Annotated in this window: 14 protein-coding genes; 1 reads left to right on the top strand and 13 read right to left on the bottom strand. The window is 29.5% G+C overall.

Annotation, left to right across the window (positions count from 1 at the left end):
• Positions 1–117 precede the first annotated feature (117 nt).
• The 13 genes from N1F73_RS01560 to N1F73_RS01500 form a co-directional block, all read right to left on the bottom strand.
• Positions 118–1,494, bottom strand: a complete 1,377-nt coding sequence (locus N1F73_RS01560; RefSeq protein WP_260359655.1) for an MSC_0618 family F1-like ATPase beta subunit — start codon at positions 1,492–1,494, stop codon at positions 118–120.
• Complete coding sequence (locus N1F73_RS01555; protein ID WP_260359654.1) at positions 1,494–3,032, bottom strand: MSC_0619 family F1-like ATPase alpha subunit; 1,539 nt, start codon at positions 3,030–3,032, stop codon at positions 1,494–1,496. The genes N1F73_RS01560 and N1F73_RS01555 overlap by 1 nt, the downstream gene beginning before the upstream one ends.
• Before the next feature lie 10 nt (positions 3,033–3,042).
• Entirely contained in the window at positions 3,043–5,184 is a 2,142-nt protein-coding gene (locus N1F73_RS01550) for an MSC_0620 family F1-like ATPase-associated subunit (protein ID WP_260359653.1), read from the bottom strand.
• Positions 5,177–5,647, bottom strand: a complete 471-nt coding sequence (locus N1F73_RS01545) for an MSC_0621 family F1-like ATPase epsilon subunit (protein WP_260359652.1) — start codon at positions 5,645–5,647, stop codon at positions 5,177–5,179. Before N1F73_RS01545 ends, N1F73_RS01550 begins: the two co-directional genes overlap by 8 nt.
• A 1-nt stretch (position 5,648) precedes the next feature.
• Complete coding sequence (locus N1F73_RS01540; protein WP_260359651.1) at positions 5,649–6,542, bottom strand: MSC_0622 family F1-like ATPase gamma subunit; 894 nt, start codon at positions 6,540–6,542, stop codon at positions 5,649–5,651.
• A 2-nt stretch (positions 6,543–6,544) separates the two neighbouring features.
• Positions 6,545–7,072, bottom strand: coding sequence for a DUF2714 domain-containing protein (locus N1F73_RS01535; protein WP_260359650.1), 528 nt, complete (start codon positions 7,070–7,072; stop codon positions 6,545–6,547).
• Positions 7,062–8,537, bottom strand: coding sequence for an MSC_0624 family F1-like ATPase-associated membrane protein (locus N1F73_RS01530; RefSeq protein ID WP_260359649.1), 1,476 nt, complete (start codon positions 8,535–8,537; stop codon positions 7,062–7,064). The genes N1F73_RS01535 and N1F73_RS01530 overlap by 11 nt, the downstream gene beginning before the upstream one ends.
• A 20-nt stretch (positions 8,538–8,557) precedes the next feature.
• The gene (gene mip, locus N1F73_RS01525) at positions 8,558–11,173 is read right to left on the bottom strand and encodes an Ig-specific serine endopeptidase MIP (protein WP_260359648.1); all 2,616 of its coding nucleotides are present in this window, start codon (positions 11,171–11,173) and stop codon (positions 8,558–8,560) included.
• Positions 11,174–11,185: 12 nt separating this feature from the next.
• Positions 11,186–13,510 (bottom strand): putative immunoglobulin-blocking virulence protein, encoded by a 2,325-nt coding sequence (locus N1F73_RS01520; protein ID WP_260359647.1) that lies wholly within the window; start codon positions 13,508–13,510, stop codon positions 11,186–11,188.
• Between the two features lie 282 nt (positions 13,511–13,792).
• Positions 13,793–15,952, bottom strand: coding sequence for a class 1b ribonucleoside-diphosphate reductase subunit alpha (gene nrdE / locus N1F73_RS01515; RefSeq protein WP_260359645.1), 2,160 nt, complete (start codon positions 15,950–15,952; stop codon positions 13,793–13,795).
• The gene (gene nrdI / locus N1F73_RS01510) at positions 15,945–16,400 is read right to left on the bottom strand and encodes a class Ib ribonucleoside-diphosphate reductase assembly flavoprotein NrdI (protein WP_260359642.1); all 456 of its coding nucleotides are present in this window, start codon (positions 16,398–16,400) and stop codon (positions 15,945–15,947) included. The genes nrdE and nrdI overlap by 8 nt, the downstream gene beginning before the upstream one ends.
• Positions 16,401–16,402: 2 nt before the next feature.
• Positions 16,403–17,455, bottom strand: a complete 1,053-nt coding sequence (gene nrdF / locus N1F73_RS01505) for a class 1b ribonucleoside-diphosphate reductase subunit beta (RefSeq protein ID WP_260359631.1) — start codon at positions 17,453–17,455, stop codon at positions 16,403–16,405.
• A 383-nt stretch (positions 17,456–17,838) separates the two neighbouring features.
• Positions 17,839–22,641, bottom strand: a complete 4,803-nt coding sequence (locus N1F73_RS01500; protein WP_260359629.1) for a hypothetical protein — start codon at positions 22,639–22,641, stop codon at positions 17,839–17,841.
• Between the two features lie 453 nt (positions 22,642–23,094).
• Here N1F73_RS01500 and N1F73_RS01495 point away from each other — a divergent pair, with 453 nt between their 5' ends.
• The gene (locus N1F73_RS01495; protein ID WP_260359628.1) at positions 23,095–25,653 is read left to right on the top strand and encodes a hypothetical protein; all 2,559 of its coding nucleotides are present in this window, start codon (positions 23,095–23,097) and stop codon (positions 25,651–25,653) included.
• Positions 25,654–25,742: the final 89 nt, after the last annotated feature.

Here is a 25,742-nt window from a genome sequence, read left to right as displayed (position 1 = left end):
TCATTATGTATGTTTAAACTCAGCAATAATCATGTTGAGTTTTTTTATTTATATTTTTGTGTATCACACCAACAAATATTGAAAAACACTCGCATAAACGAGTGTTTTTAAGTATTATTAAAGACCTAATTCTTTATCTGTCGGTATTTTTAAAGCTGAACCAACATATGAGAAAATTTCAGGACTTTGTTTTAAATATTCACCATTAAGTATTTTTTGAACACTTTTTACGGTGTCTTTCAATTTAACAAATTCACCTTTTGACTTAGTAAAATGTTCAGTCATAAAGAAGTTTTGAGTAAAGAAGTTTTCAAGTTGCAATGCTTTTTTAACAATGATTTTATTTTCGTCATCTAATTCATCAAAACCTAGTATCAAGATAACATCTTCAAGGTCTTTATACGCTTTTAAAATTCTTTTTGTTTCAATGATTGCGTCAAAGTGCTCTTTGCCAATAATTGTTTCATTGACTGAGTTTGATTGACTTGCTAATGGATCAAATGCTGGGAAAATATTTTTTGCTGTTTGTGTTCTTGATAAAACCAAATTACCATCAAGGTGGTTGAAAACGGCTACCGCTGATGGATCTGATAAATCATCCATTGGTAAAAACATTGTTTGAAATGAAGTTATTGCCCCGTTTGCATTTTTAAACATACGGTGTTCAATGTTGGCAACATCACTTTCCAGTGTAGATTGATATCCACCAACAGAAGGTTTTTTACCTAAAGACGAACTAACTTCGTTTTCGGCTTGAACAAAACGATAAATATTGTCAATAAACAATAATACGTCTTCTTTTTCTTTATCTCTTAAATATTCAGCGGCTGTGATTCCAATAGGAACAATTGACATTCTAGCCCCTGGAGATTCGTTCATTTTTGAAACAAACATGATTGAATTTTTCAACAAATTAGACTCTTTTAATTCGTTATATAATTCAATGCCTTCACGTGAACGTTCCCCTGAACCAATAAAAATATTGCTTGTTTGTTTACTTGCGTTATTAACGTTAAAAATTATCTCTTTCATTAACACGGTTTTACCAACACCAGCACCACCGAAAATACCCATTTTGTAACCTTTAATAATTGGGATAAAGAAATCAATTGCTTTAATACCGGTTTCAATTAGTTCAATTTTAGTATCAATGAATTTATCTCTATTGATTGTTGAATTCATTTCTACATAATCAGGCTGTTCAATTTGCGGTAAAAGAGGATAGCCAGTGAAACTGTAAATATTATTTTTTGATTTTTTGCCCACTGGTACCATAAAGCTTTTTTGAGTATTGAATACTTCATCAGACATCGAGATTGGTTGATATGTATAAATAACAATAGCTCTTACAGTTGTATCGCTTAAAATTCTTTTTACCAATAAGTAAGTTTTACCTTCGTGTAAAGTTAGCAAAGTATTAACTTTAGGTAATTCTCCACCTTCAAATTGAATTTCAATAACATCTGAGTTAAATTTAATAATTTTTCCGGTCATTATTTATCTCCTAACATTGACGCAATTGATGAAAGATATTCTTTATCAAATTCAATAAATTTATGTTCAACTTTAATGTTTCAACCTAAATTTAAGTAATCTGAATATTGTTTTAGAGCAAATGCAAAAAAGTTTTTAACAATATTGTCATCGTATTTATTAGCACTTGAAATGATTTCGAATGTTTCTTTAGCCTCTTTATTCGTGTCAATTAATTTGTTTAGAAAACTCATTGCTTTTTGTTCGTCTTTAACGCCCTTGAATAATCCTCAAGAAATTATTTTTGAAGTTAAAATAATAAATCTATTCGAGTATAGAGAATAACCTCTCTGTGTGAACATTTTTTCAATCATTTTACCTTTTGAAAGCAATAATGATGTTTCAGCATTGAACTCGTAATCTAGTGTTGCTAATTTTAAGTGACGTTTGTATTTACGGTAAATTTTACCTATCTCACCAGCAACTTTTGTTATGGTGTGGTTTTGAACACTCGAACCGGTTCTCGATACTGATAAATCAATATTGATAGCTGGTAATTTTCCGGCTGCGAATAAATCTGAACTAGTTACAACTTGACCATCTGTAATTGAAATAATATTCGATGAAATTAATGAAGTAATATCGCCATCAATAGTTTGTAATATTGGCAATGCTGTAATAGTTTTACGTCCAACAAAGCTTCCTGATCTTTCCAATAATTGTGAATGAGCAAAGAATATATCACCAGGCATCGCTTCTTTACCAACTGGTGCATCTGAAAGCAAAGCCATTTCACGGAATACGTTTGCGTGTTTGGTTAAGTCATCAAAAACGATTAAAACATCATCGGTTTGTGAAATATTTTCTGCGTGTGCCATACCAACATATGGAGCTAAATATTGATCGTATGTTGATGTCGCAAAAGCATCAATAATTATTGTATTTTTCAAGGCATTATGTTTTTGTAAAGTTGAATATACACTAGCAATTGTTTCTCTTTTTTGACCAATAGCAACATAGATACATTTGACATTTTTATTAGATTGATTAATTATTGTGTTAATAGCAATGTGTGTTTTACCGGTTTGACGATCACCGATAATCAATTCACGTTGACCTTTCCCGATTGGTATCAATAAGTCAATTGCAGGAATACCTGTGTAAAGTTGTTCATTTAGGGTTTTTACACTCATCAAATCGTGTGCAAGATTGAATATTGGACTTGAAAATTGAGTTGGTGAAAATGAAGGTTTTGCCATCGCAGTTGGTAAGATAATGTTACCTGCTACGTCAATAACTTTTCCAAAATACGATTGTGAGGTAAAAACATTGAAGTTTGTGTCTAATAATTCAACTTCATCGCCAACTTCTAATTCGTGTTCTTCATCACTTGATAGTAAAATAGCACTTTTGCTATCAGCATTAATTAAAATAAATTTAATATGAGGTTTATTTTTAGCAATAAACATCTGTTTTTGTGAGTAATCAAATTTGCCTTGAATTTCTACCATGTAGTCAAAAATAGATGTAATTACTGGGTTTTTTGTAATTTTAGCCATGTTTTCCTTTCTATATTAGCATTAGCAATACACCGGCAATCATGACGCTGAGTGCAATTCCTAATAAAGTGATATATACGTTTCTTAATTTTTTTTGTTTGATAGTTTTTATGTTTAGAGAAATTAAGATAATAAATAGTGCAAAGATCAGTGAACCCAACACAAGTGTTGAAATACCAAGTTGCTTTTTAATATTCTCAACTTTCGCTTTTCTTTCGCCGTTTTGTTTCAATGCTTCTTGATATGCAGCATCATATTCTTGATAATTGCTATCGGTTACTTCTACCGAATTAGCCAATGTTCTTAAAATAGCAAAGTTTTTGCGCACGTCACTAACTTGATTTAAATACTGATTATATCAAGCGTCAAGATTACGTGGTTTTGATTCGGCATTTGCTTTTAATAAAGATACATCACGAGTGGTTTTATTGAAAAATTTATCAATTGTGGCAATTGTGTAATCGGTATTGTTATTAAGTTTAGATTTAAATTCTTTGTTCATTAAATCAAGGTTTTTAATGATCATTTTTTTATTCAATCTAAATACATCGACCTGATATCTTTGAACAAAAGTATCATATGCCTTAGGAATTGCAACCCAAGTTTTTGAATCGTTAAATCTAGTTGCAGAAATAAATGAAATAAACATTAATCTTGCCTGTTTAGCTACTGCCTTAAAAGATTTTTCGTCAGTAACATTATTGATTTTTTGTCTTCAGTTTTCAATTTCTTTTTCTTGGTCATTAACAAATATGTCTGAATAAATTGATTTAACAAATAAATCAACCATACCAAAAAAAGTATTAGCTAAAACTGAGTCACTTAGTTTTTTATATTCAATATTTTCGTCTAAGCCCAGTGATTCATAGAAACGCAATACAGCGTTTTTTATTGATTCTATGTTTGTGTAACGAATTTTTTGTAATATAGGATCATTATTGTTTGTAAGATTAAATTCAACATTATATACACGTTTTAGATTAGGTTTACTTTTTTCAAACACAGCAACTTTTGCTTGCCCATTTTGAACTGCTTCGACTTCATATTCAAAACGTGTATTGATTGGGTTATTGAAGAAGAACACACCTTTTGCCTTAGAAATAGCTAAGGCATTTAATTCAGCCAGTGATTTGTTTGCGTGTTCAGCACGCACAAAGGGAACTAAACTTGGGATGGCTTCAGCAATAGTATTTGGTGGTACCACTTCAGGTTCTGAAGGTGCATTATCATTAGGCACTAATGGTGGCACATTGGGTGGTGATGTTTGTTCTTGTTGTTTTTGTTGTTCAGGAACAAATTCTTGGTTTTGTGTTAAGTCAAAATCAACAAAACGTGGCTTAATTTTTGCTACTATATAGCTATTTCACGAGTCAAAACCTTTTGGTGTTGTTACACTAAAACCATTGAATGTAACTGTATCTTTTGTTATTTTTTCGTGTCTTAATTCAATATCTTTATCAAGCAATAAAACGTCAGACTCATTGAAAGAAATTTCCATCGATCTTTTCAATAATTCATCGGTATATTTACGAATAGTTTTTTCGAAAAAATCTCGATCGGTAAAGTTTTTTTCATTTGATGTTTGAACCTTAATATCAGCCCCAGGATTAGATACGACTCTTTCGTATTTAGCATCAACATCAGTCACGCTCTTAGCACCAAAAATTACATTATCGTAAATTTTTCCGTTATATTCAACGCTACCACGATCATATAATCTCAATTTAGACACTACGTTTGGAAATGTAATGTAAAATCCATATTTATCAGGATTTTGTTTAATATCATCTTTGTTTGCTTCAAAAAAATCTAATAAAGCATAAAGATAAATTTGTTTTGAAAGCGACTTACGATACTCTATCTTGTCGTCGTTTTTAAGTTTTAAAATTTCATTTTTAATTGCTCCAATGACCACGTCAGGCATTTTGGTCAATGCCTCGTTAAGTCTTTGGGTAGTGAAATTTTTAAAGGTTGAAAACGAAGGGTCATAATCTTTTGGTTGTTCGACTGTGCTATTATCAAATTCATTAGAATTTTCTGTGGAACTAGGTTGATTACTGCTTCCGTCTTCACCTGCACTAATAAATGCTAATGGCAATGAAAGTGAAGTTATTGAACCTAATGAATAAATGAATCTTTTTTTTCTACTCATTATAGACTCCTTCATATTCAATTAAAGAAAATTCTAACAACATTTGCACTTCAAATTGTTTTTGTTTCAACTCGTAGAGTTTAGCAACTTCATCAAGTTTAATACCGATATTTTGACTTGCTGATAGATAATTAATTTGGGCATTTATTGCTTTTAATTCGTTTTTAAATCGGTTTTTTTCAAAATTATTTTTATCACTGACCATTAACTTAATATTAGAAAAAGTGTTGATTATAATACAGTCATTTTCGACAACAATATTAGCGTTTTCGATAAACAAATAAAAATCAGGTTTATTGTTCGATTTTATTTTAATTAAAGTCATCTCGTAGCTAGCTATAGAATCATTTTTTATAGTAATTCATTCACCAAATTCACTAATATTTAAATATAACATTGCGTTTTTGAAATTTAAGGAAACATTTGAAAGCGAGTTAATTTGAATGTTAAATTTATTATTCATTTTACTCCTCTCTTTTTTTTCTGAAAAACATAACAATGTCTTCGATTTCTTTTTCACGTTTATATTTAATTATTTTTTTGTTTAATTTAAGAATATCTTCATCCAATTGTTTAATAATCTGGTTCGTACTAATTAAATTATTTTTAGCGTTGTAAAAATACGATTCAATGATTAAAGAGTGGATAGCGTTTGATAAAAATATGTTTATTTCGTTATCAATAAATTCCTCTAAGTTAGGGTAAATTTCATATTTTTTAACCGGTTTTAAGATTGGCTGTTTAACTTCATTTGATAGTTGGTCAACATCAAAGTTTTCTAACGGAAGAACTGTAAAAGCGTTTTTAAAATTTTTATTGGTATTAATAACAAAACGAACACTGTCATAGCCTTCATCAATATAAAGGTATTTAATTAAAAAAGTCAATTCTTTGGCAATATTCATTTTTGCTTCATTTTGTTTAAATGATTTAATTAAATTTAACTTATTGTTATTGACAAAATCAATAGCCTTATCTCCAATTGCTATAAAATCGGCTTGAACTTTTTTCACGTTTTGCAAAATCGTTTTTTCATAACGTGTGTACGAGTCTGTTGAGTGTTTTTGTTCTTCAGTTAAATAAATTCACAACTCACGTTTTTTACCAAATATCTTTCTTAACATTTTGCTAACAAAAGCATTAGTGAATGATTTTTTCTGAATAAAACTGTTTTTAATATTGTATTCTTTGCGCAAATTGGTTATTAAATTTTTGTTTGTTAAAGCATTATCAACATAAAACCTTAGTTTTTTGTTCAGCTTCATAATCTCAATCAACAAAATATTTTTATCATTGTTAACACGAGTATAGATGTTTTCTAAACTTATTTTTTTCTGTTCAATTTTCTTAAAATGCATAGTTATTCCTTAATTGTTGATAGCATTTCTTTGCTAAATGACAATTTTAAATTATTAGATTGTTTCGAACGATACAAAATCGTATTAGGAATAACTTCCACAAAATCACCTTTATCAATCAATTTATCTATTTCTTGATTTAATTTAACTAAGTATCTTGAAACTGAAAGCTCAGGATCGTGAGAAAGAACAACAACATCATTAGACGATGATTCTTCTTTAGTTAATATTGGCAATAAAATATGTTGGCTAAATTTAATTATTCTGCCAAAACTGATAATGAATTTATTAAAAATAATGTCATATTTTTTGCTAAGTGCTAATTGAACTCTCTCTTCGATAGTTTTGAAGACTTTAGATTCAAAACCTTCGCCAATCGAAAGTAATATTGATGCGTGCAATTGTTGAAAAGAAATAAAATTTTTGCTTTGTCTTTTTTGTTCGTAAGCATCATACAAATTGAATAATGTTAATTCAGTTTGCAATTTTAGATTATGAAGTTCTTTTTTGGAAATTTTGCTATTTTTCATCTTTTACCTCGTTTTTATAGATTGATTTTGCGTTGTTGATTTTGAAAATTACTATTCAAAATTGGGCGATTGCAGCAATTAAGAATGCGATAGAAATACTTACCTGAATAATTGCGAATATTTGCGGAATACTTAAACTCGAGTTAATGAAACTTAATTCATTATTGCCTTTTGATATTAGCAATTGTGAAAAGCTAAATATGCTTAAAACGATAATACTAATAATTGTCAATAAAATAATGAAAATAATACTTGTTTTGGCTAGTGAGTAATTCTTATACATAAATATCGCAAGAATAATAAGCGAAGAAATTATTGAGCTAAATAAAACGATAAGGTCAATTTTGGTATCAGTTGATTTCAATGAAAAAATTGCAAATGCTAGTCAAAGAATAGTATTAAATGTTGCAAATATCAATGTGTTCATTAAAATCCCTTTATTTCTAAATTTAGGAATAACATTGATAACAAAATAAGTTACAAAGAGTAGAACAGGAACTAAAATAAATAGCAATGATAAATAATTATTAGTTTTAACTTCCTCATCAAAAATGTTTCTTGTTGTTTTTAGTAAAGTCATTATTCTGATGCTTCATAACAGTAAAGCGAATAAAATGATTAGATTGAATAATAACTTTTGTTTTAAGTATTCTTTAGAATATTGCTTCAATATTAAAATATTAATTTTATCGTAAATAGCAAAGAAGAAAACAAGTGAAAAACCAACAAATAGAGCAATGATTATCGCTAAATTTGCTGCTTTTTTGACCTCAAATAGGTCTTTAAATCAATTAGCAAATTTATTGTCTTGTAATAATAATTTTCCACTTGAACTTCAAGTAAAAAAGATTGTTATTGCGATAATGAATAATGCAAATTTAAATACTTGGGAAATGATTAAAATATTGCGATTACCACCATTGATAGGATCGCTTTTTCTTTTCAGATAGAAATTAAATATTGAGTGTGTAAAATCACTTAGAAATGTAACCAATAATAAGACAGATACTGCAATAAAGGTGTCTTTATTGATAAACGAATGAAAGAAGAATAACAAGAAAAATGCAGTCAATGAAATCAGTGTATAAGATATAAATCAAGGTCAATAATATTGAACTTTTTCTTTGTTTAACCTTAAATCTCCAAATGCTTTTGAAAAAGGATAAATGAAGACGAAAAGCAGTAATGTCATTCTAATAAAAACAATAGCGTTTATCTCTTTATAACTAGCGTTGGTGTTATTAAAATAAATTCCGTAGTTATTTTTTACACCACTAATTTTTTCAATAATTTCAATACTTAATAAGGTTTTATCTGCAAAAAGAAATAACAAAAGGGTTGTGATAAAAAGCAAAGATATCAGTACTCATTGGTAAATTTTAGTCGAAATATTTCTCTTTTGTTTATTGAGCAAAGACTGATAATCATCATAAACACGCTTATTATCAATTTTAGTGTCTAACATGTCAAATTCCTTTCTGCAAGCTATTGGGTTGCTTTTTTATTCAATAAATCTTGTGTATTAAATTTGAATTCATCAGGAATGTCGTTGTCTGATACACCATTAGCGAACAATTGTGTTTTGAATTGACCACCATATTTTTTCTGTAGTGCTTGTCTATATGAAGTTTTTTGATCTCTTCCGCCACCATAGATTAAGTCATATTGCTCTAAATTGTATTTACCATAAGCGCCTCTATAATCTCAACCTTCAGATCTAAATGCAGCAACAAAATCTGTACGTGCATCTTTGATAATGGTGCTGTGAACACCAACTAATCTATTATCTTGATTTCTAACACTCGAGCCAGATGAACCACCAATTGGAACAAAGTGTCTTAGCATGTATTGAAGACCTGAGTTAAAATATTTGTGAGATTGATAATTATCGTCAAGAGTTGTGTAAATATTGTTTCCACGAATTGGGCTTACAATAAAGCCATCGTTTAGACCAGGTTTATCAATAAATGAACGATAACCAATTTGGTAACTTAAGTAATTTCCTCTATCCAATTTTTCTTTTGGTGTACTTGGTGTTCCACCTTCCGAAGTTGGTACACTGTAGTAGAATTGATAATCTGAGTTTATTCATAGACTTTCGTATGAGTCTTTTACTCTATATTGATCATGATCGGCATATTTATCTAGGAAGAAATCTTCGGTTGATCTTGGGTAACCTAAAGCAAATAATTGATCTGTTTGTTTAGGTTGAACACCTTTTCTAATAACTAAATCATAATTAATTTTTTCATAGTCTTTTAGATATGAATTTCCAAGGAATTTAACTTTTTTACTTTCGTCTAATTCTGCATAATTATTAGTCATAGCACGAGCTAAGTTTTCAGCTCAATTTCCTGAATTAGCAGTAACAAAATCATTGCTTATATCATTGTTATTATTTCTAAGAGAAAAAGTATTCTCAGTATCTAATTGTAGTTTTGAAAAATCAATTTCAACCACTGCAAAATCAATCATTTCTTCAACGCCAGCATACTCTTTTTTATCTTTTTGATCAAGGTATTCAGTTGGAGATGATTTTAGATAGTCAGTACCATCGTAAATTCTTGTAACAGCTTTTTTAACATTTGGGCCACCAAATATATATGTGTCAAAATGTGGATCTAAGCCGTTTATTTTTAATTTAGTATTTAAACCAACTTCAGGCGATGACTTAAGAATGGTAATTCCAAAACCTGTGAAACCTTCACGTTGAAAAATTCTTGCCACGTGTGAGTTTGTACCAAAATATCATTTAGTTGGGTAGCCACCATTTGCAGGTTTTGCGTAATCTAATATTCACATTGTTCCTGATGAACTAAGATAATTTCTGGCTGAATTTTTTTGTTTTTCAAAATCCTGGATTTCTTTTTGTCAACCGGCTATAACCGCATCAAAAGTTAATTTTTTAATATTTTCTTCAATGTTTCTATTGATTTCATCGATTTGATTTTGATAACTAGCTCTAATTCCGTCTTTATCTCTCTCTGCTGTTTCGGGGTGTTCTAAAGTTTGTTTCAATTCGTATTTAAGATATTCAATTTTTTCTTTTTCAATATTGACAAGAGCTTCTATGTACTCTGCTAATCTTTGATTTTGATTATTGTTTTTTCACTCAGTCATTTTGGCAATTTTTGCTTGCAATTCATTTATTTCGACTTCAAAATCATTGGCGTATGTAAAACTTGCTGACACAGTTTGATAGGCAATATCTCTATACTTTTCATTTGGCAATAAACGAGCTAACCCGATTGATTGGAAAATATTTCTATCACCTAAAAAGTCTGTTTTTGAGTATTTTGTCGGAACTGAACCAGAGTGGATTGATAAACCGCCAAAACTACCATCAGGATTAAATTTAGGCAAGGTAAATCCTTTATAAACTCCATCCTCATATGTTGGTATTTTCGCTTCGTCGGCTAAATCATTGAATTTTTGTGCATAAGAAGGGGTGTAATTTAATTCTTCACGCACGCTGTTTTCTGGTTGATCGTGATATTGGTGTTTCAATTCGGTTAAATATTCTTCATTATCTAATTTGTATCTTTCCATTTGGTTAGAATTGATGTATGTGTTTGTTACAACATTTTTTGTTGAATCAAAAGGAATGTTCCCATTACTGTCTGCGCCGTAAGCTGTCTTTTTAAAACCGCTTAAATCAAAACTCTTAATAATGCTTTTTGTTTTGTCTTTTTTATCAGTAATTTCAATGCTAAATTGAGCTAAACCAGTAATATTTGCGTCCGCTGCAGTATTAACACCTATTAAGTTAAAATCAAAATTATTTGCTAAATTATTTTTAAAAGTTAAGTGCACTAAATTAGTAGCATCTTTTGACAATGATAGAGCATCAATTTCCGATCTACTTAAACTTGAATCAAATCCAAAATTAGCGTCAAATAATTCATCAAAACTTAATGATGTTAAATTATCAAAAGAAACATCTTTTGAGTTATTTTGTGTTTGTGTTGTTGGGGGATTTTTTTGTTTGTTATTGTCGATATCGCTTACACTGTCACTTTTTGCACAAGCTGCAGCAACCATTGGAGTTGTTGCTGATATGCCTAAAAGTGAAAGCATCAAGTATCATTTTTTAGTTTTCATATTTTCCTCTCATTATTGGAATTCAATTCCATTGTCAATTTCAACATCGAAACCAGCGCCGCGTAATCTATTAATTAATGATTCGCTGTTTGGAATATCCGCTGAAACTAATACTTTACCTGGAAATAAAGGATCTTCATTTCTAGCTAATTCTCTAAAACGTGCTAAATTAGCAATTGCTCTTGAGTTAATATCTTCATTGATTCTAAAACCGATAGTCGTAGTACCATTTGAAAATTTAATTTTTGGTCTCATCCCTGGTGCTGGTGGAGCGAAGTTTTCTAGTCCTGGTGAATCTAAATCTTTTGCACCAATTTCAAAATATTTATCATTGTTATAGAATGTTGCTCTCCAAATTTTACGTGGAGCATTACTTTGTTTAATTTGGTCCTTAAATACTAAGCCGTGTAATGATCTAATTTTAGGCACTCTAGTGAAGTCAAGTCCAGTTGGATAACTATTGCCACCTTCGTTGTGATCCACATCTAGACCCGGTCCATATCCACCTTGGAAGAAAGGCTCGTTATTACGAGCATAATATGCCATTCTTAAACCTAGATTGATTCTTTCGTATGGATATTGTGAGTTTTCATCGTAATCTTGAGCATCAAAAGCTAATGTGTCAAATGTAATACGTGAAATTGCGGTAACGTTATTAGCGAATTCTGAACTAACATTGTAGTCATTGGTATTGATTCACTCAGTATTTCTAAGTGAAAGTGGGTTAATACTTCAAATATCAAGTAGAGAATTACCAAGTGTGTACAATGCCAATTCTTTAATTCTTTTGTTTTCTAATTCAATTAGAGAACCAGTGTTTGTTGCCCGATCACTAAAGTAAAGTTCAAGCTGTTGTATTTCGTTTGGCAATTCTCTAAGAATAGGTTTGAATGCTTGGGCACTATCATTTTCACCCATATTTTTTATTCTGTACGAAACAACATTAAGATTTTGTTCTTTAACTCTTCGAATTAAACGAATAGTTTTATCATAACCGGCAGTATTGGCCGCATCGATTTCTAAAACCAGTCCTTCGTTAATTTGTTTAGGATCATCAATTGGATTATTTCTTTTCATTTGAATGATTTTTACACCATCGCCATAGGTTACAATATCTCTAAATGCTTTGTGAGTACGAGTAACATCACTGCTACTTCAACCTGGATAAGTCCCGTTTTTGATATCTTCTGGGCTTCTGTTTCATTGAGTATCATAACTGAATACACGACGAGTAAGGTTATCTCTTTTTAATCTCGAAATTGTGCCATTAAATTCATCAGGCAGATTTCAAACACTTGACTCCAATTCTCCGTTTTCAGTGAAATATGTTTCACGTGGGTCTAAAACATAACCTTGTGCTAAGTATTTTTCGGCAGTAGCAGAGATTTTAGTGAATTTATTAAAATCTAGATGTTGATACAATCAAACATATCTTCATTGCTTGCTACCTTGAAAATCCATCGTGTCATATTGTTGTTTTCCTTCATCGTTAAGAAATTCTTTGACCTTATCACTGTCGAATAATCTGCGTCATTTTCAAAATTCTTTATCTCAATATGCTTGGTTTTGTCCAATAAAACTATCAATGTTTTTGGCGTTCTTATCTTGGATTTCGCTTATATAACCAACCAAAGTTTTGATTCCCGATCCATTAATACCAACCGGTGAGTCTTTTGCTTGTTTAATAACGCCTTCCCTCAATTCATTAGTAACATCTACGTGAATAATTTTACCAACAGTGTTATTTTGATAAGGGTTGGGGTTAGTAATTTTGTTACGCACATCATAGTTGTAAACTTGACGTCTTCTTGGTAGTTCAACCTCTGCGTGAACATCAACACCCGCTATCGTTATGTTAGTTAAGTTGTCTTCGTAGGCAACTTTTTTATCATCATCAAGTATTTGAACATCCGGCTTTGGTTGTGGTTTAGGTGTTGGCTTAATTTCAGGTTTTGGTTTGGGTTTGGGTTGTTCGGGTTTTGGTTTTGGTGGTTCAGGTTTGGGTTTTGGCTCCGGTTTAGGTTCAGTATCTGTCTTTACAATTTCAATCTTTTTAGGTGGTTCAGGTTTGGGTTGTGGTTTTGGTTTTGGTTTTTCAATAGGTTTTTCTATTTCTCTAATGTTATTATCAAGGATAGATCTAACGGTATTTTCTAAATCTAAATTATCTTTTGGTATGAATTTTTCATTAACTTTTGCATTGCTTTGATAATCGATTGAATCTGCTGGTTTTGACGTGCTGAAATATACAGTTGTTGTAACAACTGAGGCTATTGTGACAGTCGATAAAAGCGAAAGAGCTATTTTTTTTGTTTTTTTGTTTTTTAAAAATTTCATTTTTACCCCATTAATATTAGACTTATAGAATATATAGATATTTTATTACTAATTAAAATAAAAATTATATCAAAAACATTTTTTTAGGCATTTATTAATGACGAATTAGCATTTTTTATGATAAACACTTAAAAATAAGAACACTTTAGTTATTTGATAATTTCTATACACAAAATAAAAGTATAAAAATATTCTGTTGTTAATATTTTACACCTAATATTGAATTTAAAAAGATGCAATATGAATTGCACCTATAAAATGTTTAATATTTATGATGAGCGATTAAATCATGCAAGATTCACACTCAAGATTTTCACTACCTTCTAGCACTTCTTGACGAACTCTAACGTAGTAAATTGAGCTACATTTTTTACTAAATGCTCTAATGTAGGCTTTATTTAAATCTCTGGTTGTTGCTTTGTCTGTCATAAACAATGTTAATGATATTGCTTGATCTACGTGTTGTTGCGCAGTTGCCACCAAGTCAATTATCGGATTAGGTCCTAGTTCATAGGCACCATCTTGATAAAATTGAATATTTTCGTTGTTTATGTTGTATGCAGGTACATAAACTCTACCAACTTTACCTTCTTTACGAACTTCGACAGGAGCTACTACAGGTTGAAGTGAAGGGGTACATGAAGATAGGTACGAAATACTTCCAGTTGGTGCAATCGCCATTAGATGAGAGTTGGCTAAACCATATTTTTGAATTTGTTTATCTAATTCAATTCAATCAGCTTTTGTTGGTATTTTTACTGAATATTTATTGAAAATGTCAGCAACTTCTTGTGTTTTAGGAGTAAATTTGTCATTTTCACAAGCAGTATATTTCTCTAAATATTTACCGTTGGCATAATCTGATATCTCAAAGTTTTTGAATTTGCCTTTTTCACGTGCTAACATATTTGATGCTTTATAAGCATAATAAGCAACAGTGTAAAAGAAAATGTTAGTAAAGTCCAAAGCTTTTTCAGAATTGTAATAGATATTGTGTGTTGCTAAAAAGCCGTGCATATTCATTGCCCCTAAACCTAAGGCGTGATTTTTATTATTACCATTTTGAATACTTGGCGCTGATGATAAATCAGCAACACGTGAAACAGTGTCTAGTGCTCTAATTGATCGTTGTACAACATTTTCAAAATCAGTACCAGATTTCATAAGTTTATCAATGTTTAAACTTCCTAGATTACATGAAATATCTTGACCTAATTGTTTGATTGTTAAATCACTGTAATAATCGGTTTCAGTTGAAACTTGTGCAATTTCTGAACACAAGTTAGACATTACTATTCTTCCTTGTTTTCGATGTGCGTTATTGGCATTTACTGTATCATCAAAAAGAATATATGGGTAACCTGATTCGAAATGAAGTTCTGAAATTGTTTGGAATAATTTACGAGCACTAATAAATGTTTTTTTAATTTTTGGATTAAATAATAATTCATCATATTTTTCAGTAATTGAAATGTCGCTCATTGATACGCCATAATAATCTTTGATATCTTTAGGCGAAAATAAAGCCATATCTTTATTTTCCTTAGCTAATTGGAATGTAATATCAGGCACAATTAAGCCTAATGATAATGATTTAATTCTTATTTTTTCATCAGCGTTTTCACGTTTTGTATCTAAAAAAGATAATACATCTGGGTGGTGAACATTTAAATAAACCGCACCAGCACCTGGTCTTTGTCCCAATTGATTAGCATAACTAAATGAGTCTTCTAATATTTTCATTACAGGAATTATTCCAGATGATTGATTTTCTAATTTTTTAATTGGTGCACCAAACTCACGTAAATTTGTTAGACACAAACTGACTCCGCCGGCTCTTTTTGATAATTGTAATGATGTTGAAATTGCTCTCGCTATTGATTCCATATTGTCTTCGACACGCAATAAATAACACGATACATACTCGCCACGTTGTTTTTTACCAGCGTTTAAAAATGTTGGAGTTGCCGGTTGAAAACAACCATCAATGATATCTTTGATTAACGATTTTGCAAGCTCAATATTGCCATCGGCTAATAAAAGAGCATTCATCAACACTCTGTGTGAATATGTTTCTAAATACTCACTCTCATCAAACGATTTCAAACAATATGTTGAATAGAATTTAAAAACTCCCATAAAACTAGGAAATTCGTGTTTTAAACTCAATGCGTAATCAGTCAATGAAAGAACATTGTCAAGGCCATATTTATCGATTAAATTTTGCTCGTAATAGTGATTTTTCAATAAAAAATTCAGTCTTTGTTGTTCATTTTCAAACTTTCTTGTTTTTGGTTCTACGTGTGAAATTAAATACCTTTTTACTGCCTCTTTATCTGCACTAAAATCATGTTTCCCATTGAATTTAATTCCTGCAATTGCGTTTAAAGCAATATATTTGTCGTCTTCATCATTCAATTTATTTTTTGTCTCGTTATTCATGTTTTCCTCAAAAATTAATTAGTGTTTTTTGCACATTTTCTACGTCCGCTTTTGTCCCTCTCAACTCATATTGATAAAGCAAAGGAACTTTTAATTTATTTGAAATTATTGCACCAGCAATAGCGTAGGTATCATTAAAATTGGTATTGCCTGAGCTGATAACACCACGGCAATGTTTTCTATTTTGCTCGTTGTTTAAAAATTGGATTACTTGTTTAGGTACGGCACCCTCACGAAATTCCCCACCGCCCGAATAGGTAGGGCAAAATAATACATAATCAAAATCAACACTGATTTTTTCCTCAATACTATATGGTATAGCAGTTGATTTAAAACCTAATTTGTTTACGAAAGTTTCTGTATTTTTAGTATTTGTTGTGAAATAAACACAGTGAATTTCACCTTTTGGTTGAATAACCTCATCTAATTTAATGTAATCTTTGCTCATAATTAAAATTCTCAATCCTCATCTTCAGTTTCTTCGCTAACGCCCATAACATAACTACTGCCATTTCCCGAAAAGAAATCGTGATTTTCATCGGCTCTAGCAGATAATTGGGCGAATACATCCGGTTTGATTCTTGTCTCTTCTTCGCTAAATGGTGAATCATATCCTAGATTTTGTAAAAATTTACCAGCATTATATAAACTAAATTTAATAGCATCTTCAGCCAAGTTTTCACCGTCGCTTAAATGAAAACCATCATAAAGTTCATATAAAAATTTCTTTTCTAAATCAATCAATTTATAAGTTAAGTCAAAAACAAATTTTTTCATTTCTTCTTGCTTTTCTTTAGAATATTTTTCTACTTTGCGTTGATATTTGTAACCACTGTAATAGTTGTGGATCACTTTGTCTCTCAAAATTAATCTAATAATGTCGCTAGTATTAGGCAATTTTGATCTTGCTGCTAAGTAAAATGGCAAGTAAAATCCACCATATAATAAAAACCCTGGCATAAGTGCTGATGCAACTTTTGATTTTAGTGGGTCATCTCCTACATAAAATGGAATTAATGCTTTTGCTCTCGCTTGCAATGCATCATTGTTTATAACTCATTCATGAGCTTCTTCAATTTGTTCGCTAGAACATAGAGTACTAAAAATTGTTCCATAGCTTCTAGCGTGCACACCAACCATAAAAGCAAAGTTAGCATATATAACTTGCTCATGATCGGTAGTTGAATGTGGTATTTGAGCTGTATCCGATACTGTCGCTTGAACTGTATCAAGTAGAGTTAGCCCTGTAAATGTTCTTGTAATCAATTGTTGTCATTTCTCATCTAAAGTATTTCAGGACTTTAAGTCATTTGACACAGGTATTTTTTCAGGCAGTCAAAAATTTTGGGTAATTCTATTTCAAACTTCCAAGTCCTTATCGTCGTTGATTCAATTTCAATTAACACTTCTTAGTCTTCCTTGAAAACCATTTTGATAGTATTCTATTGGTGAAACTGAATTGTAGTAATATTCGTTTTTTCTTTTAATTTTTCGATCTTTCATAATCACCTCCTTTAAAGGTTAATAATTATTATAAACAACCAAAAATGAGGCAAAAAATAAAAATAATAAAAATATTTTTTTGCATTTTTTTGTAGAAAAAAAGTGCTAAAAAATAAGTATTTTTCATCAAAAATGCCTTTTTTGAATAGCAAAAATTAATTGTGAAAACTCACAAGTAAATATTTATCATTTGCACGTTTACCGATAACGCTTATTTACTATTTTTTTGGACAAAAACTAAATTTATTTAATTTACTTATCTCGTTAAAATCTCAAAAAATATGAAAATTAATATCAATTTGTTTAATATAAATTTTTTGCGACAAAAAATTTGCTTTGACCAAAGCAATATAAAAAAACCATGATTACCATGGTTAATATTCCTATCTTTTTCTTGACCTTGAATTGAAGAAAATTACACCGTAAATTAGTGCTCCAACTATAGGGATTGATAGCAGTCAAAGATAATTTTTATTAAAACTAGCTTTATTCGATTTTTGTTCTTGTTTTAATATTGGATTATTTTTAGTGTTTTGATTTTGATGTTGATGTTTGCGTGGCGATTCGTTTGCGATATTGCTTTTTTCAGTGTTTTGTTTTTGTATTTGATTATTGTGTGGCGATTCGTTTGCGATATTGCTTTTTTCAGTGTTTTGTTGAGCGTCTAAAAATTTTTGCTCTTGGTCTGATTTTGTTTGTTTGTTATTTTCTTCAGCAATACTGTTTTTTGTAGGTTTTAAAGATGGTTTGGGCAAAAAGCCCTTAATCTCAAATTCGGCATTTTTATTTAAATTTTTATAATTCAAAGAAAAATGAATAATGATTTTTGAATCTTGTAGATTTTTTTCAATACGATCTATTTTTAGGCTGATATTACTATCGTTGATATTTGATGTAATGTCAGAAATTTCTATTTGCGTAATATCTTTTTCTTTCGGTATTTTAAATTCGGTATTATTTATCAAATTATTAAGGTAATGATTTATGAAATCATCAACAAATGACTTTGTAGACTTAAAATCATCTGCTACTTGTTTTGATATCTTGTCAATTTGAACAGGTTCTAAATTAGATGAATTTGATTGCTCGTAATAATGATTTAATTTAGTATTAAAATCGTTAATTTTATCTTGGATTTGTTCTATATTTCAGTTATTTTTTGAAAAAATTAACTTATCATTGATTGATTTTTGAAGAGAATTTATCAATTGTTGTCTTTCTTGTTCAATTCTTTTTGCTTCTTCTACACGACTTGTGGTCAACAAACCAGTAATTACTTGTGTTTTATTATCTATAAATTCATTGTCAGTTGTACTGATTGTATAAGAAATCGTTATTTCGCCGTTGTCATTATTAGCTGATAAATTTATGTCCGAAATTAGATAATTTGGATCGCAATTGTCTTTATTCAGTTGAGATGCAACAATATTAGATGGTAAGATTGTCTCTTTTGTTTCATCATTGATCGTGAAATAAAATACATTGTAAAAATTCGCAAAATTCGATCTTCTTTGTTCCTTGTCATAATTGTTTTTGGCAGCTATTTTTAAATCATTAATTTTCAGTAAATAATCATTTAGTTTCTCATTTGCTAAATTAATTTCAGTAGTTGTTAAAGCTCCATCACTGATAGTAAGGTCGCTTTGATCGATTAAATTATTAATTTTGGCAATAATTTCATTGTATATATACTGGTCATTATTTAGCCGTTCTTTTTCATCGTTTAATCGGTTCTTAGTCTCTGCATATAGCTGCAGTGCTTGTCTTTTTTCTTGATATTGAATGTATCTTTCTGATTCTGAGTATAATAGTTCAATTTTTTTCTCGACCTCGCCTATTTGATTCAATATTTGGTTTGAGTCTTGACTTATCAAGTAAATATGTTTTAAAACATCGATGGAGTCAATTAAATTTTGCTTATTTTCTTCGAAATTATTGATATAACGTTGATCATTTTCTATATTTGAAATTCTACTCAACAAATCAATGGCATTGCCCACAACATTGTTTAGTTCTGTTGTTCTTTCCTTGATTTGTTGATATTCATCTTGACTGTTTGCATTTACTAACGCGTCTAAAACATTTTCTTCTTGTGTTGTTGATAATAATTTAAATAACTTTTTATCATTATTTATCAAATCATTTTGTTCTTCGAGTTGAATTAATTTTTTTAATGATTGTAATTTTGAGTAGTTGTCAACAGTTCTTAAAACGTCTTTAAACTTGTTCTTTTGGAATGAATATAACTGGGTTGAATTTGTAATTAAATTATCAATATCAGCAATAATTTGGTCCCCGTTAAAAATATTTTTATTATTCAATAAGTAAGAAATTTTTTGTTCAATTTCTTCTATGTTTAGATCATCATTTATTGACTGAGTTATCAAATGTATATTGTTTGATAGTTCTTTTTTATTCTCATCAAGTAATAGTTTATAACCTATTAAATTTTCAAAATCGCTAAATTCATCAACAAGATCTTTTAACTCCAACATTTTTGCATTAACTAATGCAAAATCGACAAATGATTGATTAATTGCATTTATATCAATATTAGATTTAATATTTGTTAACATTCTTTCTTTTTGAGCTTGACTTAAATGAACTAGATTATTCAATTTATTATTAAAATCACCATTTTTTAAATCACTAATTAAATTTTGAATTGGCTCTACTGATTTATCAGTAATGTCATTAATATGATTTAATTTTTCCTTTAAAAGTTCTTTTCATTCACTGAATAAATCATCATTTTCGTCTATTTTTTCACTAATTTCAGTGTAAAGATTGTTTGAATGCATAGCGTGTTTGATATCTGTATCAATTTTATTGTTTGCTGTTTCAAAATAGCTAATGTTAAATTCAATTCGTTTTTGATTTTCAAACATATTATTGATGTCATTAATTGTATTTTTCAATGTATGCATTGCTTTGTTAGAAAAAACGGTATTTTCGTCTAAATATTGTTTTGCCTTTTTCAATGAAGATTTTAGAGTTTGTAATTTTTCTTTGTACAATTCAACATTTTCTTTAAGAATATCAGGCGATGATAAATTCTCGATATTTTCAATAATATCTTCAGTAAATTTATCAAGTAAAGTACGGTTTTCGTCAGTATCAAAAAACTCTTTTATAATCTCAATGTTTTTGACAGCAAGATTAATATTTTTTACAACATTCGGCATTGGACTTGAAAAATTATTTTTAAAATCTTCCGCCGCTTTATTTATCCTGTCTATATTATTCAAATTTTCAATATCTGATATTACATAATTTGGTTTAGTTAAAATTGTGTTTAGTTCATCAACTCAATATTTTTTAGCAAAATCAAAAGAAGAATCAACACTATTTAATTGTTTTTTTGCTTCGGCAATATTTACATTCTTATTAATATTAATAGTCTCGATAGCAACACTAGTAATTTGTTTATTTTTTGTTATTTCGGTCAATAAACCATCAATGTCATCACCACTTATATAAGTGTTGTTATTACTGAATAAATTATCAATTTTACTGATTGCATTGACTTTGGAATTCATTATTTTTTCACTATTTTCATTAGTGAAAAAATTATTTAAATTTAACTCTCTTTGTTCAATATGAAGCAAATTATCGTCAATGTTATTTAAAACAAGCAATTGAGTTTTCAATTGTTCTTTGATTGCATTGAAGTTGTTATTTAATTCGGCAAATTTTTCATTATCGCCGTTCCGTATTTTGCTTAAAGGTGTCATGAAAATGCGTTGTAAATAATCAACAATGTTACTGTAATCTGGATTGTAACTATAATCAATGATCATTGAATATACTTCATTAATCATGTTATTACGGCTGATAATGAAATCATTAATTTCTATTTCCAGTGTTTTGTTAATTTCGTTGTATTTTCTTTGCATATACCAGCCATCATTTGGAGTCATTTTGTAAGATTTAATAGTTAAATTTTGTCCTTGTTTTAATGTTTTATTGTCTAGTTTAATCACGAATTTAGTTGAATTAAAATTATTAGGAATTGTTCTACGAAGCGTTTCATCATCTATATTTATCTCTAAATTCAATCCGCGATAAGCTTCAATATTATCTGATATTAACAATGTTATCTCGGTGTCACCATCGTATATTCGAGAAAAACTTAGGTCCTTAACATTTTTTTCAAGCCCATCATTATCAAGAATTTTATCTGTATAGTTAAAATTAGTTTTATAGATTGCTTGAATTAATGAAGGGCCTGGATAATCAGCAAAAACAACGCCTAGTGTTGATAATTCCTGGTGTTGATTTAAATAATTTACAATTCTTTGATTTATTCGTGCAGAAGAATTATCGGGACGTCATCCCGCAGCCATTGACATAAAATTTACATATACATTGTCTTCTAAATATTCCTTATTACTGGTTTTGTTAAAATGTTTAGTAATCAGATTAATTTTTTCATCAATACTTAATCCATCATATTTATCCTGAATGCTTTGCTCTACCGTTAACTCACGAAAATGATATCCGCCTTTTAAGTCAGTAGTAACCAAGTGGTGTCAATGATTCAAAACAATAATTTTGCCACGATATTGTTGAATATTGAAACCCCTTTCACGTGATAAAGTATTATACGATTTACCCTCCGTGTTGTATAAAAACTTCTCGTATTTATGTAAAACATCATGATATACACTATTAGCTTGTCTTGCGTAATTGTTATCACGAACATTAAAATTCTCATCTTTTATACGCACCAAAATAAATTCCGTTGGATGCTTCTCAAGAAATTTTGTATATTCATAAAATGCATTATCTAATGTTTGATAAGACGTAACAGGACCGTGCACTAACCTACCGTCATTTTGGCTTCGTAAATCAAATGCTCTGATACCTAATTTTAGTTGTTCTTGAAAACTATACACTTGTGTTTGTGCTCTTAGACTCCCAAAAAATCAGTAAATGCCGTATCCATTATACATTGCTGAGTCATGAGTTCCTGGAATTGACAATGAAAACAAGTTTCTATTGTCAGAGAGATTACTCATCCAATCACTCGCATCATACTGGTCGAGATTAATACGTTTAGTTGAAATATGAGCTAAATCATTTTGCTTATGTCAATTTTGATTTACATTTGAAGCTCGGTAATTGAGCGCAACTTGAACAATTGGCAAAATCGCGAGAGTTGTAATACATCATTTCTTTTTCATTATAATCCTCCCGCATAAAGTTACGTTTTTAAACTTTATCGATTATACATTATTTGCAAAATCAAACAAAAACAGAAAGCTAATCAGCTTTATATAGAAATTTTATTGTCTTGATGAAAGGCATGACGTCTTTAACTTTACTATTTTAATTCATAAAGTATCAATAGCACACAAATAATGTTTTAGTTATCGGAGTCTTGGTTTCTTCATATTTTTTGTGCGTGCATGATCTTTTATGTTTTTTAACTGCCTATCCATTTTGAATTTTGTTTTTGTATCTGAACTACATTTTCTAAAATCTGTTCGAATAAAATAGCATTTTACAGACGATTTTATTAGACAAAAATTGCATTGATTTGTGCGAAAGTTGCTCATAATAAAAGTTTAATGTAAAATAATACTGAAATATTGTATAATCCTTTATAAAAAGTTTTTAGATTAATATGGAGGCATATGAAGAAGAAAAAAACAGTTTTAATTTTGACTAATACTCTAGCATTTTCGGGTGGGGTTATAACCACTGCTGCCGTGGCTGCATGTTCGATTCATCGACCTGTCAATAATTCAAATTTAAAAATAGAAAATTTAAAAGAAGCTAATGACAAGCTAAGAAGACAAAAAAGCAATGAATATAATGAATATCTAGCAATAGCGGAAAAAAAATACGACGCTTTTAACAAAAACTCTGAGTCAATTAGCGAAGAACAAAAAAATGAATATAAACAAAATGCATTAAAAAACATCAAGGCTTTGAAAGAAGAATTCAAAAACGATGATAAAACTGAATTAGAAAAATTAAAAAACAAAATACAAAAAATAAAAATAGAAGGCAAAAAAATCAATGTTGCACCCACTGAGGACTTTTTTGACAAAAATGTGGGTAAATTACCCGACGTAAAGCCTAGCCTTCTTTATTTTGCCGGAGCATTCGACTCGTTAGGTTCTAATTTAGTGCAAAAAGTAAATTCTGCATTGGTAGATGATTTTAATTTAGATTTGAGTGAAAAGTCCGCGGTCGATTTTCTTTATAAAACAGGTGAACTTTTGAGTAAAACAACCGATTCAGGATTATATAATTACAATTCAATATATAATGGAAAAATTGCTATTAAAGAACCAGTGCAATGATTACTAGATAGCTATGAAAATGAACGAATAAGTCAAAATTTAGATGAAATTGATTACTATGTCAAACCGTTGGTCGAATTAATAAACAACATTAATCCATTTAAGAACTCAGATTTTGATGGATTTCCACGTGATTACCTTAACTTTATAGTTTCAAAAGAGAATGAACATAAAGTGCTATTCACACCGCATGGTAAAGTGTTTCTTAAAAGACTTTATTTATCTTTAAAAAATTATAACTATGATAGAGAAATAGGTAAGGATGCATGAAGATTTATCACAACTTATTTAAGATGAAACGTGTGAGTAAACGGTTATAAATTTTGAGGTCCTTATGAAATGAAAGAATTTGCCTACTCTTTATTTTTAAGTGATCCAAAAAAGACGGATTTAGTAGAACGCTTCAAGGATGTTTATAGACAATTAAAAGATAAATTTTGAAACGTTAAACCATTTGTTATTGACACAGAGTCAGATCAATATAGTTCTTATAGATATGGCGCAGTTTCTGAACATATTTTAGATGGTAAAAATGGTATTGCTTCAAAATATCCAAACAGAGATGATGTGCAAAATCACGATACACAATATCTACCATATTATATAAGTACTATTTCCTCTCATTATGAGCATATGAGCGACAACCGCAAATTATATTCGTATGCAAAAAATTCCGGATTGGAATATGTTAGATTACAGTTGGGAACTGCTGAACTAGCAAAAATAAAAAATAATGTAATTCAAAATAGATATGACTATGAAAAAAAAGACAGTCATGGTTATTTAATTGAAATGAAAACCCCAGTCAACAAGAAAGAAAAGGAAGAAGTGTTCAAACAAACATTTTTCTACCCTTCCTTATTGCCTGACATTCAAGTTGGATATATAGATCCTGGCACAAATAAGGAAATATATTTTGATGGTGTAATTCAAAATGGAATGAGCGAAGGAAAAATTGTTCCCGCTAATGCAACACCGTTATATTTAAAAAATGTAATATCACGATACTTAAACGAAAAATGAGATAAATACCAATCATTAATGCCGCCATACGTTCCTTTTCGATCTAATCTAAGAAGATTGACATCAGAGCGTTATGATCGTTTCAGATTAGCTTTAGCGACATTGGAATTGGATTTTGACCAAAGCGAGTATACTTTAGCTGATTTATTAGGTTCAAGCGTAAAACCAGATACTGACAAAGTTGGATTGTATAATGAAATTTTTCTAGAACACGTTGGTCAATACCAAGAACAAGATCAATGAGGAACATATTCAATTCCAAAAAATAGTTTTGAGCTTGACTATAGTCATGATGGAATAATTGATTATTACCCTGAACACTATGGAGGAAGAAGTAAAAAAACAATGACAGACGCTATGTTTGGCATGATCTATTTTTTTGAAGATAAAGTTGAATATAATTTCAAAAAGGATAATTTAAGAATTCACCCAGATTGATTCACTTTAAAAGGACTAAATGAGGCACCAATAGATGTTAGTTCGATACCTTATGACTATTTTGTTTATTTCTTAATAAATGATGGCGAAGGTGAGGAGGAATTTAATAAACTTGTCATCGAAAAATATTTAACACCTCCTTTTTCAGAAAATGAAGAAGAATTAAAATTAATAAAATCTAAACTAAACACATATCTTGAAACTAAAAAGAACGATTTTAAACAAAGAACAGGAATCGAATATAATTTTGACAACTGAGCAAAAGTACAGTTAGTTGATTTATATACCAACCCAAACAATAAAGAATTAATATATTCACATTTAAAAGAAAACGAAGATTTTAGTGAAAACATCATTGCTCGAATATTCGACGTATCATTCCAAAAACAAATTGAATTTATTGAACAACAAATATCAAATTAGACTTAAATATTTTTGATATAAAAATCCCACTTTTTGATAGTAAATTAAGACAAAAAAATAGACTCGAATCGTAAAGTTTCGAGTCTATT

It is taken from the genome of Mycoplasma sp. HS2188, from assembly GCF_025209835.1.
GTDB lineage: Bacteria > Bacillota_I > Bacilli_A > Mycoplasmatales > Metamycoplasmataceae > Mycoplasmopsis.
Note: the sequence above shows the minus strand (reverse complement) of the source record. Positions and strands in the feature narration are given on the sequence as shown.